This is a genomic window from Stenotrophomonas sp. GD03930, from assembly GCF_029839665.1.
In the GTDB taxonomy this organism is placed as follows: domain Bacteria; phylum Pseudomonadota; class Gammaproteobacteria; order Xanthomonadales; family Xanthomonadaceae; genus Stenotrophomonas; species Stenotrophomonas forensis.
The window spans coordinates 210879-223021 of sequence record NZ_JAOCAV010000003.1; the positions used below are offsets into that span (position 1 = coordinate 210879).

The 12143-nt window shown below is 66.5% G+C and carries 13 protein-coding genes, 1 tRNA gene and 1 pseudogene; 4 read left to right on the forward strand and 11 right to left on the reverse strand.

What is annotated here, in order from left to right; genetic code table 11:
• Positions 1-56: 56 nt before the first annotated feature.
• Together N5C18_RS16640 and N5C18_RS16645 are read right to left on the reverse strand one after the other, a co-directional pair.
• The gene (locus tag N5C18_RS16640; protein ID WP_279945154.1) at positions 57-995 is read right to left on the reverse strand and encodes an alpha/beta hydrolase-fold protein; all 939 of its coding nucleotides are present in this window, start codon (positions 993-995) and stop codon (positions 57-59) included.
• 82 nt (positions 996-1077) lie between these two features.
• Positions 1078-1929 (reverse strand): alpha/beta hydrolase-fold protein, encoded by an 852-nt coding sequence (locus tag N5C18_RS16645; protein WP_279945155.1) that lies wholly within the window; start codon positions 1927-1929, stop codon positions 1078-1080.
• Positions 1930-2666: 737 nt separating this feature from the next.
• Between N5C18_RS16645 and N5C18_RS16650 the strand changes: the two genes are divergently transcribed.
• The 3 genes from N5C18_RS16650 to N5C18_RS16660 all read left to right on the forward strand — a co-directional run bounded on the left by N5C18_RS16650 (position 2667) and on the right by N5C18_RS16660 (position 3951).
• Positions 2667-3026, forward strand: coding sequence for a hypothetical protein (locus N5C18_RS16650; RefSeq protein ID WP_279945157.1), 360 nt, complete (start codon positions 2667-2669; stop codon positions 3024-3026).
• A 78-nt stretch (positions 3027-3104) separates the two neighbouring features.
• Positions 3105-3434 carry a hypothetical protein gene (locus N5C18_RS16655; protein ID WP_279945158.1) on the forward strand — a complete coding sequence of 110 codons (330 nt, stop codon included), beginning with the start codon at positions 3105-3107 and terminating at the stop codon, positions 3432-3434.
• Positions 3435-3588: 154 nt separating this feature from the next.
• Positions 3589-3951 (forward strand): hypothetical protein, encoded by a 363-nt coding sequence (locus N5C18_RS16660; RefSeq protein WP_279945160.1) that lies wholly within the window; start codon positions 3589-3591, stop codon positions 3949-3951.
• A 659-nt stretch (positions 3952-4610) separates the two neighbouring features.
• On the opposite strand, the gene N5C18_RS16665 is transcribed toward N5C18_RS16660, so the two are convergent.
• Positions 4611-4686: transfer RNA gene (locus tag N5C18_RS16665), tRNA-Lys, on the reverse strand.
• Positions 4687-4921: 235 nt separating this feature from the next.
• On the opposite strand from N5C18_RS16665, the pseudogene N5C18_RS16670 reads away from it, so the two are divergent.
• Positions 4922-5167: pseudogene (locus tag N5C18_RS16670) on the forward strand (hypothetical protein); the annotation flags it as partial.
• Positions 5168-5301: 134 nt separating this feature from the next.
• Here N5C18_RS16670 and queC read toward each other — a convergent pair.
• From queC to tolQ, 8 genes are all read right to left on the reverse strand, one after another.
• Positions 5302-5967, reverse strand: a complete 666-nt coding sequence (gene queC / locus N5C18_RS16675) for a 7-cyano-7-deazaguanine synthase QueC (protein ID WP_279945161.1) — start codon at positions 5965-5967, stop codon at positions 5302-5304.
• Between the two features lie 78 nt (positions 5968-6045).
• Positions 6046-6747, reverse strand: coding sequence for a 7-carboxy-7-deazaguanine synthase QueE (queE, locus tag N5C18_RS16680; RefSeq protein ID WP_279945162.1), 702 nt, complete (start codon positions 6745-6747; stop codon positions 6046-6048).
• 201 nt (positions 6748-6948) lie between these two features.
• Positions 6949-7767, reverse strand: coding sequence for a tol-pal system protein YbgF (gene ybgF, locus N5C18_RS16685; protein ID WP_053450574.1), 819 nt, complete (start codon positions 7765-7767; stop codon positions 6949-6951).
• Positions 7768-7770: 3 nt separating this feature from the next.
• Positions 7771-8289, reverse strand: a complete 519-nt coding sequence (gene pal / locus N5C18_RS16690) for a peptidoglycan-associated lipoprotein Pal (RefSeq protein ID WP_005410748.1) — start codon at positions 8287-8289, stop codon at positions 7771-7773.
• Positions 8290-8353: 64 nt separating this feature from the next.
• Positions 8354-9673, reverse strand: coding sequence for a Tol-Pal system beta propeller repeat protein TolB (gene tolB, locus N5C18_RS16695; protein ID WP_006438808.1), 1320 nt, complete (start codon positions 9671-9673; stop codon positions 8354-8356).
• Positions 9674-9863: 190 nt separating this feature from the next.
• Positions 9864-10916 (reverse strand): cell envelope integrity protein TolA, encoded by a 1053-nt coding sequence (tolA, locus tag N5C18_RS16700; protein WP_053511480.1) that lies wholly within the window; start codon positions 10914-10916, stop codon positions 9864-9866.
• On the reverse strand, positions 10906-11334 hold the full coding sequence (tolR, locus tag N5C18_RS16705) for a protein TolR (RefSeq protein ID WP_006438804.1): 429 nt from the start codon (positions 11332-11334) through the stop codon (positions 10906-10908). The genes tolA and tolR overlap by 11 nt, the downstream gene beginning before the upstream one ends.
• 24 nt (positions 11335-11358) lie before the next feature.
• The gene (tolQ, locus tag N5C18_RS16710) at positions 11359-12138 is read right to left on the reverse strand and encodes a protein TolQ (protein WP_006438802.1); all 780 of its coding nucleotides are present in this window, start codon (positions 12136-12138) and stop codon (positions 11359-11361) included.
• Positions 12139-12143: the final 5 nt, after the last annotated feature.

A 12143-nucleotide genomic window follows, 5' to 3' on the forward strand; every position in this document is an offset into this window, starting at 1 on the left:
ACGCATGGCGTGAATCTACTGAATCCGCGTCTCATCGGCGTGGCTGCAACCGCCGATCAACCGCTGCTGTACGGCCCGGTACCCGGAAACACCTTCAACAACGCGCGGGTGATCATGTCCGGGTAGACCGTGAAGTGGTCCTCGTCGTCGATCACCATGTTCTCCACCTTCAACGATCGCCCGCTGTTGCGCAGCTGCTCTGCGAATTCGGCGTTATGGCGCAGCATATCGTTGCGGGTGAAATAACGCGGTTCCGGCTTGACCGTTTCAAAGCTGCCCACCGACAGCACCACCGTGGTCGGCTGAGTCGGCGCCCTGGCCTCGGCCTGCAGGCGCGGCACAAGGTGGTTGTCGAACCACAGCGACGGGCTGGACAGGATGTAGGTACGGAACATGTCCGGACGCGTGGTCAGCACGTAGGCGCCGAACAGGCCGCCGTAGGAATGGCCCGCATAGGCGCGCCGTGCCGGATCGGTGCGGTAGCGCGCATCGATCATCGGCAGCACGCGCTCGGCGAGGAAATCGCGGTAATGCGCGGCGCCGCCATAGCTGACGTCATCACTGTAGTCACGCGGATCGGTGCGCGCCGGGTCGCTGGGCGTGTAGTCCCGCGAGCGGCTCTGCTTCGAGGTCAGGCCTTCCTGCGGAGGCAGCCCGACCAGGATGAAATCCTCCAGGTTGACGCCCTTCTGCCCCAACATGTTGCGCACGCTGCGCACCAGCGGGAAGCTGTACAGCGCGTCTGTCACGTACAGCACCGGGTAGTGCTTCTCCGGATGTGCGGCGTAGTCGGCCGGCAACGCCACCCAGACCGGATAATCGCGGCCGACCGGATCGTGCACGCGCAGCGCTTCGGTATCCGGCAGCACCACGCCCGGCGCAGCGGTGGCCGCGCTTTCCTTCGCTTCACTCTGCGTTGCCGGCGGTGCCACCGACATCGCACAACCACTCACGGCCAGGCAGGCCGCCACACTCCATCCACGCACACGCTGCATCCACACGCTCCCGTTGCGGTCGGCGCACCGGATGGCGCCGCTGCCGCATCCTTGCATGGCGCGCAACGCGGTGCCAGTGCGGTCAGGGCGAGGCCGGCGGCGGTGCCGGGAACAGCGTGCGCAGCGCCTGCAATGCGGCCGGATGATAGATCGTGGCGTGGGTTTCCTCCGGCAGTGGCAGGTACTTCACCAGCGGCGACGGCGAGGGCTGCTCCAGCAGCGTTGCCAGCTGCGCGGCAGAGGCTGCCAGCTCCGGCTGCCCGCTGCTGGCCAGGAACACGCGCGGCTGCGCACGCGTCACTGCCGGCAGCTGCTTGGCTGCACCCGCCAGCATCGTTCCCCGGTTCCACCACAGGCTGGGGTCGAGCGCGATGTAGCTGTTGAACAGCGTCGGTTCCTGCAGCAGCGTCTCGACCACGAACAGGCCAGCCAGCGACTCGCCGATCAGCGCGCGCTCGTCGGTGGTCGGGTAGCGCTGGCGCACCTGCGGCATCAGTTCATCGCGCAGGAACGTGCGGTAAGCCGCCGAGCCACCGATGCGCGGCGCGATCTTCTGGTCCTGCGGATCCTTGCTGGGGCCGGTCATGTCGCGGCGGCGTTCTGTGTTCTCGATGCCGACCAGCAGGAATGGACGCATGCTGCCGTTGCCGCTCAGTACCTGCACCAGCCCGGCCACATGCAGGAAGTCTTCGCCGATGCCACCGTCGGGCATGTACAGCACCGGCAGCGGCGCCTTCGGGTCCAGGCCCCACGACTGCGGGCGATAGACATTGATGCGGCGGGTTTCGCCCAGCGCCTTCGACTGTACGGTGAAGGTCTCGCCAATGACCAGTGGAGTTGCGGTGGCTGATTGTGCGGCCAGCGCTGGCTCGGCCGCCATCAAGGGTGCGGCGGAGATGGCGGACAACAACAGCGGCAGCACGATGAGGCGCATGGGGAAAACCCATCCTGGGAAAGAGGCCGAGCATAGCGCCCAGCGGTAGGCATTGGAGGCTTCGGCACGCTCAACACCCCTGCCAGATGCGTAGATCCGCACCCTGCGTGGATGGATCACTGTAGAGCCGAGCCCACGCTCGGCTAAGCACCCCACGCGAGGCGCAGCCGAGCATGGCACGGCTCTACAGGGAGCCTGCACGGATATGTCGCGTTCGCACCGCAATTTTGCCGCGTGACGCGCTCGCGCCGCTGCTACGGATCATGAAAGTGCAGCCCGCTTTACACGCGCCGGTTCACAGCAAATGCGCCACCCGATGCGGTTCGCGCCATTCCACAACGCGATTCGCCAGGCCACCAGAACGGATGCGTCGCGTCCTGTCGCTCGCTGCATCGGAGCCCTCTGTGACAATAGTGTCGCGCTGTGGGTGGCAGAAATTTTTTCCCACATTTCATATTGAAATCCGCGCGCGGGCGTAACCAATATGCAGCGCCACCGACAACGGGTGGCACCGGGCCTGCAAGCCCGTCATGACATTCACGCTGTTGTTTGCGCTCACCCGTCGGCACCGTCTCCGGACCGTGCCGGCGGGTGATCCGTCGGCCTTCATGGCGGGCGGTGCGTGGGGGTTTTCGGACCCGCCGGTTACTGCGTGATGTCTCCCGGCTTGCAGCCATGCACCGTCCGCCACCCGTCCTGCACGGTGGCGCTACTGCCCAAGAGCCGAGGAACCCGAGATGACCCGACGTCCGCCCCAAGCGCCCTACTGCACCCCCGACAGCGTCAATGACGATGACAACCCCGCACCGGATCTCAGCACGTTCTGGGGATGCCTCAAGCGCATCCGCGATGGCGACGGCGCCGACGGCCTGCCCTGGCCGGAAACCGACCTGCCGCCCGGCCGTGATCAGGCGATGGCACGCGCGGAGCGTGCCGCCGTTGGCATGCTGACCGTGGCGGAAATGCTGCACGCCGCCGAACGCTGCCGGTCGATCGCCACGCCCGACCGCCATCTGGATGAAGGGGTGATCGATGGGTTGTTCTTCGCCTGCCGCGGGCTGGCGGAACTGGTGTGCCGGGATATCCGCCCGGCGTAGCCGCCGTTGCACCCCGAACCGGTCCATACTTGGGCCGGACGGGTCGCCAGTCCCTTCGAAACCTACAAGGAGGTTTACATGTTGAATGCCGTGCTCATCGCCGCGCTGGCCGCCGGCCCGGCCGCGCCCGTACCGTACGCCGACTGCCTGCTCGGCAACATCCAGCCCGGGCTGTCTGATCGTGCCGTGCAACTGGTGCAGGAGGCCTGTGCTGCAAAGCATCCGGAGAGCTTCGCCGCAGCGATGGAACTGGAACGCAGAACCAGTCTGCAACGGCTCACCTACCTCGAGGCGGCAAGAGCGGAGGCGGCACGTTCTGCGAATGCGGCAGCAACGGCCGCACAGGAAGCTGCCGACGCGGCGGCGGAACGCGAGGCGGCGAGGGTCAAGAATGCCAAGCCACAGTAGGCGCACCCTCGCAGCCTCTGTTGCGCTTTTCATGCTGGCATTACCTGTGCTCGCTCAGTCCCCTGCGCAGAAGCACGGACCTCCCGTTCCCCCAGCGGAGGCCTACCGATGGGTCCATCTGAGTGGGGGCGTCGAGTACGCCAGCAGACGTGGCATGACGATGAACCTTTGGACCGCTACTGCAGACAAGGGAGAGTCAACGGATACGTTCATGGCCCGCGTTGGCCGTGAAGCATTGCTGGTTCTTGGGCCATCGCAGGCTGTGATCTGTGGCCAACTGGTGAGCACCGCTGGGCAGGACGGCATTCAGCTCAAGACGACAAACAAGCCTGCCGATTGCCGCGCTCCCGGCTCGACGCTTCCCTACATGTTTGTCAGTCGATCCGAGACGGGGGCCGAAAGACTGGCATCGTTCCAGAGTGAGCTGCCTGGTGCGCGGTACACGGTAGAGCCGGCTGGAATCGAGTTCAGAAACGGCACAACTACCAGGCTGGTCGCAAGCTACCTGGAGGAGTAGCAGAATGGCCTGCAGTTAATTTGCCGCGATCCCGATCAGCCACCTGCGCGTGGGCCCGCGACGGCACGGTGGTGCCCTATGTGCCTGCTGCCCGCCACGCGGTGAGGAACAGCTTCAGTGTGGCGTTCCTCCATGGCGCGGCGTTCGCGTCCACTCCGAACGAGCGTCTGGACTTCACCTACACCAAGGTGGTGTCGGGACCGGTGCGGGTCGACGGCCGAAGAAGTCCAACTGGATGAGGGGCGTTGGAGCGCTGACCCGGTTCGGCCTCCATGATGCCGAACAGCCACAGATTCCGCTGCTACAGGGACAGACCATCGGAAGCGCGCCGGCATCGTCGATGGCATTGGCTGCGAAGACCGGACGGGTTGGCCCATGCTCTGGACTTGTGCTGTCAGGGCCTGCCGTTGAGCCACTCCCGGCAACCGACCACACGGCTTGTCGAGATGATGACGGCGATCGAGTCCAGCCACACCGACGAACCACGCTGCCTCCCTCACCGCGGGCAAGGGGGTTCGTCCGGCGCCACCATCAGGGTAACCACGCGCACGTGATTGGAAGGGCCAACGCCTGCTGATATTGCAGGTGCCATGCAGGCACCCAATGCAAAAAGCACCGGAAGCCGGTGCCTTGGGAATGACGCAGATCATTGAGTGCGATGGTGGGCCGTGAAGGATTCGAACCTTCGACCAAAAGATTAAAAGTCTTCTGCTCTACCGACTGAGCTAACGGCCCATTGCATTGCCCCAGCCTTTCGGCGGGGTGGGCATTCTACCCTACTTTGAGGGGCCGCGCGAAGCCTGGGGGGGCCGCGGTCGCCGGCCAGGGGCCGGCACGCTCCGTCCGGCCTGCCCGTGCTGGATCCACACAGCGTCCACCGCATCCCAGCTCGCCGCCGACAACATCGCCTGGCTCTGCCCCGTCGGTTGTGCGGTTCGTGCCGGGCGCATCAGCGCGATGCGAGACCGGGATCCGCACGCGCTTCATCGCCGAGATGGACGGCGATGCCCTGGATAACTGGCTGTACAACAGCGCCCGCAACCCTTTCGGGGTGAGTGATGTGGGCTATTACGCCGGGTATCGCATCGCGCAGGAGTACATGCAGCAGCAGGCGGATGAGAAGGCGGCGATCGCGCGGATGATCGAGTTGGACTACGCCGATGCGGGGGCGGTGCGGGCGTTTATTGAAGCGTCGGGGTGGTTGCGGCAGCGGTAACGCTGGGCTGTGCCCGGCGGGTCAGGGAGTGCGAACCAACGGTTCGCACCCACCGAGGGAGCGGTTCGCATCCACCATCCGGGATTTCACATGCATCGGGGAAGCCGGCCAGCGGCCGGCACTACCAGAGGCGGTCAGGCGTACAGCGTCGGGTCGGCCACGCCGGCTTCGGCGAAGCCCTGCGCGCGCAGGCGGCAGGCGTCGCAGTGGCCGCAGGCGGCGCCGTTGGCGTCGGCGTTGTAGCAGGAAACGGTCAGGCCGAAGTCCACGCCCAGGCGCACGCCTTCGCTGACGATCTGGCCCTTGCTGAGGAACTGCAGCGGTGCGTGCACCTTGATGCCCGCGCCTTCGACGCCCGACTTGGTGGCCAGGTTGGCCAGTGCCTGGAACGCGGCCACGAACTCGGGGCGACAGTCCGGGTAGCCGGAGTAGTCCACGGCGTTGACGCCGCAGAAGATGTCGTTGGCGCCGAGCACTTCGGCCCAGCCCAGGGCCAGCGACAGCATGATGGTGTTGCGCGCCGGCACGTAGGTGACCGGGATGCCGGTACCGCCGGCCTCGGGCACGTCGATGTCGTCGGTCAGCGCCGAGCCGCCGATGCTGCGCAGGTCCACGTCCACGGTCTTGTGCGCGACCACGCCCTGGGCCTTGGCCACGCGCGCGGCGGCATCCAGTTCGGAGGTATGGCGCTGGCCATAGCGCACGCTCAGGGCATGCACGGCGAAGCCCTGTTCCTGGGCCATGGCGATGACGGCGGCTGAATCCATGCCGCCGGAGAGAAGCACGACTGCCTTCTTCATGGGTAAAACATCCGGTTGGGAGGGGAAAGCCAGCACGCTGTCCCGCGCCGGAGCTACATCAGGGAACGCTGCCCGGGCTCATCGGCCCGGCTCGTCGTTCCACAGGATTTTATGCAACTGCATCTGGAAGCGCACCGGCAGCCGGTCTTCTACGATCCAGTCGGCCAGCTGGCGCGCGGTGATCTCGCCCTTGCTGGGCGAGAAGAACACGGTGCAACGCTTGACCAGCTCGTGCTCGGCCAGCAGAGCCTTGGCCCAGTCGTAATCCTCGCGGCTGCAGATGACGAACTTGATCTGGTCGCGCGCGGTCAGCAGCGGCAGGTTGTCCCAGCGGTTGCGCGCCACTTCGGCCGAACCCGGGGTCTTGATGTCGACCACGCGCGATACGCGCGGATCCACTGCACTGACGTCCAGCGCGCCGGAGGTTTCCAGCGAGACGTCCATGCCGGCATCGCACAGCTTCTGCAGCAGCACCAGGCAGCGCTTCTGCGCCAGCGGCTCGCCACCGGTCACGCAGACATGGCGCACGCCCTGGGCCAGCACCTCGGCCACGATGTCGTCGATGTCCCACCAGGTGCCGCCGTGGAAGGCATAGGCGGTGTCGCAATACTGGCAACGCAGTGGGCAGCCGGTCAGGCGCACGAACACGGTCGGCCAGCCGGCGGTATTGGCTTCGCCCTGCAGCGAGGTGAAGATCTCGGTGATCTTCAGGCGTGGCAGCGGCGACTGCACGATGTCGCTGGGGGTGGCGACGGCATTGGACGGGATAACGGCGGTCATGGCGGGTACGTCTTGGTGGGGCACGTGGCGGGGGGCTACCGTGGCCGGTAACGAAAGCAGCCGAGCATGGCCCGGCTCTACAGCAGCGACCGGGCGGCATGGCCCAGCCGGGAGAACGCAGCCCGGCCGGCGTTACGGCAGCCGGAAACGCAAACAGCCGAGCGGGGGCTCGGCTCTACAGGGAACGTATTGTACGCCGGATCAGCGGATCTGCTTGCCCAGCCGGATCGACTGCAGGCGGTCCTGCGCGGTGCGCGCGGCGTCCGAGCCGGGGTATTGCGCCACGACGGTCTCCAGCGTCTGCTGGGCCTGGTCGACCTTGCCCTCGCCATACTGCGAGAGGCCGACCTTGAGCAGGCCGCCAGCGGCCTTGTCGTGGGTCGGATAGCGCGAGAGCAGTTCACGGAACTGGGTCTCGGCCATCGGGAAATTACGGGTCGCGTAATAGCTCTCGCCCAGCCAGTACAGCGCGTTCGGCGCATAGACGCCGTTCGGGTACAGCTGCAGGAAGCTCAGGAACAGCTGCGCCGAATCGTCGTACTTGCCGGCCTTCAGCGATTCGAAGGCCACGTTGTACGAGGTGCGCTCGTCGCCGGTGGCGGCCAGGCTGCCGGCATCACCATGGACCGAAGGCGGCCGCTCGGAAGTGGCCGCCGCTGCGGGGGTTGCCGGGGCCGGAGTGGCCTTCGGCGCAGTCGCCGGAACAGGCGGCAGGGCTGGGGCGGCGTTGCCCCCTTCCAACCGGTTCAGGCGGCTGTCCAGGTCCAGGTACTGGTCCTGGGCGGACTGCTTGAGCTGGGCGTTGTCGTGCTGCAACTGCTCGATCGAGGCCTGCAGGCTGGTGACCTGCTGCCGCAGCTGATTGATCTGGTTCAACAGGTCCTGGTTGGCACTGTTGTTGTACATCTGCTGCTCGAGCGCGCCGACACGGTCGGCCAGGCTCTGTCGCTGTGCATGCGCCGGTGCGGCAGCCACGAGGGCTGCCGCAACGACCAGCATCAGTTTGATGCCAATGCGCATGGATTACTGCGCGGTGTAGACGATTTCGACGCGACGGTTCTGCGACCAGCAGGACTCGTTCGACTCGGTGCAGACCGGACGCTCTTCACCGTAGGACACGACGGTCAGCTGCGAAGCCGAGCCACCGTTGGCCTGCAGGGCCGAGTTGACGCCGTTGCCACGACGCTCGCCCAGGGCCTGGTTGTACGCGCGCGAACCGCGCTCGTCGGTGTGGCCCTGCAGGGTGATGCGCGAGGACGGACGGTCACGCAGGTACTTGGCGTGGCACGCCATGATGGCCTGGAATTCCGGCTTCACGTCTTCCTTGTCCAGGTCGAAGTAGACAACGCGCTGGCGCAGGCAAGCGTCGGTGTCCAGGTCGCCCGGGCCGTACAGGCCGGAGGTCGACGGGCCGGTCGGGGTGGTGGTCGAGGTGCCGGTGTCAACCGGGGCTGCCGGCTCTTCCTTCACCTTCTTCGAGCAACCGGCCAGGACGGCCACAGACAGCAGGGAAACAAGCAGAACGCGGGTGGACTTGTTCATGGCGATACCTTTGTGGCTCCTAGGCCGATGAGGGGTTCAAGACAGCGAAAATATTAACACTCTTTTAGCGCTGGGTACGGTATGGGGACCATGCCGGTTCGCGCACATCACCATCGGCCAGAACCAGGCGCTGGCGGACCCGCGCATCGGCCGAAACGGCATACAACACACCACGGCCACCTTCGCGGGCGGCGTACAACACCATGCTTGCGTTGGGCGCAAAGCTCGGAGATTCATCCAGCGAACCCGGGGACAGCGTGCTCCAGCGGGGCGACCCCAGCGAGCTGTCCATCATCGCGATCTTGTAGCTGTTGCCCGAACCCTGGGCGACGGCGATCTTCTTGCCATCGTAGGACACGGTGGGCTTGGCGTTGTAGTTGCCCTGGAAGGTCACGCGCTCGGCGCTGCCGCCGCCCGCACCGACCTTGTAGACCTGCGGACGGCCGCCGCGGTCGGAGGTGAAGTACACCGCGCTGCCGTCCGGTGCCCAGGTCGGCTCGGTGTCGATGGCGAAGTGGTTGGTCAGCTGGGTCAGCTGCTTGCTGCCCAGGTCCATCACGTAGATTTCCGGATTACCCGAACGCGACAGGGTCAGGGCCAGCTTGCGGCCGTCCGGCGAGAACGCCGGGGCGCTGTTGATGCCGCGGAAGCTGGTGACCAGCTCGCGTGCGCCGGTGGCGATGTTCTGGATGTAGATCGCCGAGTTGCCACGCTCGAAGCTGACGTAGGCCAGCTTGCCGCCATCCGGGCTCCACGACGGCGACAGCAGCGGCTCGGCCGAACGCACGATGGTCTGCGGGTTGTAGCCATCGGAGTCGGCCACCATCAGCGCATAGCGCATGGCGTCGCCCTTGCCGCTGGCGGTCACGTAGGCGATGCGGGTCCAGAAGGCGCCGCGCACACCGGTGATCTTCTCGTAGATGGCATCGGCCATCTGGTGCGCGACGTCCCGCATGGCATTGCCGCGCGCGGTCATCGCCAGGCCCAGCAGGCGCTCGCCCTTGGGCACGTCGAACAGTTCGTACTCGACGCGGTAGGCGCCGGCACCGGCGTCGAGCACGCGGCCGACCACGATGTAGTTCTGCTTCAGCGCGCGCCAGGTGGCGAACTGGATGTCACCGCCGCGGACCGGCTTTTCGACGATCTGCGCTTCCGGCAGCGTGCGGAACTGGCCGGAGCGCTCGAGGTCGGCGCGGACCACGCCGGCGACGTCGGTCTGCGGCGCAGCCGCCGAACCCTGGTAGGGCATCGGCACGATGGTGATCGGCAGCGCGGAGGCATTGCCGCCGATGATGTCGATATCCAGCCCCTTCTGCTGCGCGACGGCAGCGAAAGGCAGCAACAGGGCCGCAAACACGGCAAGCCAGCGAGGCATCTTTTTCATGGAGCGCTCAATAGGGGGAAACCGGAACGAGGGATAGCAAAGCGGAAGTGAACCGCTTCGCAATCATGAACCAAGGGTACGTGAATTCCGGGTCAGTTCCAGCCCGTGCTCTCACGCACCGTTAACGTCGCGGCCACCTTGATGGTGGCCGGGGCCAGCGGCGACCGGACGGCCGCCCTGCCCCGCTCGATCAATCCTGCGCAGTGAAGGTCAGGTTGAGCGTGCGGTTGAACACCGACTCGAAGCCCCGGTACGGCAGCGGCTGGGCATTGAGCACGGCGGCCTCGATCGAGCGCTTGCCGGCCTCGTCATAGGGGCAGTTGGCGCCAACCTTGGCCTGCAGCACCTGGCCACCCGGAATCTGGGTGATCGTCACCTGGCACTTCTGCCCCAGCGGCACGCTGTCCGGACGCGTCCAGGTGTCGCGCACCTTGGCCTGGATGGCCGCAGCGTACTTGGCGGTCAGGTCATCACTGTTGCCACCGCCACCGGCCGCCGGCTGCGCGGCACCACTGGCGCCGGCAGCGGCCGTACCGGCAGCATTGCGCGCGGCAGCCACCTGGCGCAGTTTCTGCTCGGCCAGCTTGGCTTCCTTCTCGGCCTGCTCACGCTTGGCACGGATCTCGGCGATCTTCTTCTGCTTCTCGGCCTCGGCCTTGTCCGCAGCCTGACGCGCCTGGTCGGCCAGCTTCTTCTTGGCGTCTTCTTCCTGCTGCTTGGCCAGGCGCAGCTTCTGCTCCGCTTCTTCCTGGCGCTTGCGTTCGGTCAGGTCGATCTGCTCCTGGCGGCGCTTGGCTTCCTGCTCCTGCTTGGCCTTCTCCTGCGAGATGGCCAGCGCGTTGGCCGCTTCCTGGTCCTTGGTATCCGGCTGCGCGACACGCTCCTGCGCCTGTTGCTGCTGCGGTGTCGGCGCGTCCTGCGGGCGCGGCTCGGGAATCGGCTGCGGGGGCGGCACGGTGTCTTCCGGCACCGGGATCGGTTCGGCGACCGGCGGCGGCAGGTCTTCCAGCTTCTCCGACTGGCGCAGCGCCTGGCGCGCGGCGGACGCTTCGGACGCGGACAGCGCCAGGCTGGCCTCGACCGACGGGTCGCCGGCAGCGGCATCGGTGTTGCGCTCGGGCGACCACAGCCAGGCGCCGATGAAGATCAGCGCGACCAGCAGATGCACCAGCACCGCCAGCGCCAGGGGCAGGCCCCAGCCGGGTTCGCGCTGATGCGGAGGTGGCAGGGCGTCAGCGTGCATCGGTGGCCAGGCCTACCTTGTCTACCTTGGCGCGCTTGATCACATCCATCGCGGCGATGACCTTTTCATAGGCCACGGCACGGTCGGCGGCGACGATCACGCGCACGCCCTTGTCCTGGGCGGCGATGCCGGCCAGGCGGCCTTCCAGTTCCTCGGCCGACACCGCGGCCGGTTCCTTGGCGTCGGGCAGCTTAAGGCTGAGCTGGCCGTCCTGGCGTACCGAGACGATCACCGGGTCCTGCTTGCTTTCCAGCGCCTTGGCGTTGGACTGCGGCAGGTCGACGTCGAAGCTCAGGGTGAGCAGCGGCGCGGTGACCATGAAGATGATCAGCAGCACCAGCATGACGTCGATGTAGGGAACGACGTTGATTTCCGATTTCAGCTTGCGGCGCTTGCGGCGACCGATGGCAGCGGACATGGCTTGGACTCCCGGGTCAGGCGCTTACTCGTCGCCAGCGCTCTGGCGCTGCAGGATGGAGCTGAACTCTTCGGCGAAGGTCTCGAACCGCACCGACATGCGCTCCACGCGGGTGGTGAAGCGGTTGTAGGCCCACACCGCCGGAATCGCCACGAACAGGCCGATGGCGGTGGCAAAGAGCGCTTCGGAGATACCCGGCGCAACCGCGGCGATGCCGGCCTGCGCGCCGCTGCTGATCATGTCGTGCATGGTCACCATGATGCCGAACACGGTACCGACCAGGCCCACGTACGGGGCGGTCGAGCCGATGTTGGCCAGCAGTTCCAGGTTGCGCTCGAGCTGGTCCACTTCGCGGGTGTAGGTGGTGCGCATGGCACGCTGCGCGCCTTCCAGCTGCGCACGGCCATCCAGCCGGCGCTTGTCGCGCAGGCGGGTGTACTCGCGGAAGCCGGCTTCGAAGATCGCCTCCAGGCCGCCGACGTTGCGGCTGCGATCAGTGGCCGAGCTGTACAGCTTGCCCAGGTCGGCGCCGGACCAGAAGCGGTTCTCGAACTCGTCGGCTTCGCGGGTGGCCTGCTTGAACACGCGGGCCTTGCGGAAAATGATCACCCAGCTGACGAACGAGCCGACCAGCAGCAGCAGCACGATGATCTTCACCGGCAGGCTGGCCTTGGCCATCAGTTCGAGGTAGTTGATGCCGCCGCCGGTGGTGGCCTGGGCAAGGGTCTGTGTCGCGGCGTTGCTGACGTCGGCCGGCAGTGCCTCGGTGACCGTGGCCTGCAGGGCCAGGAGCGTTGCGATCATCCGTT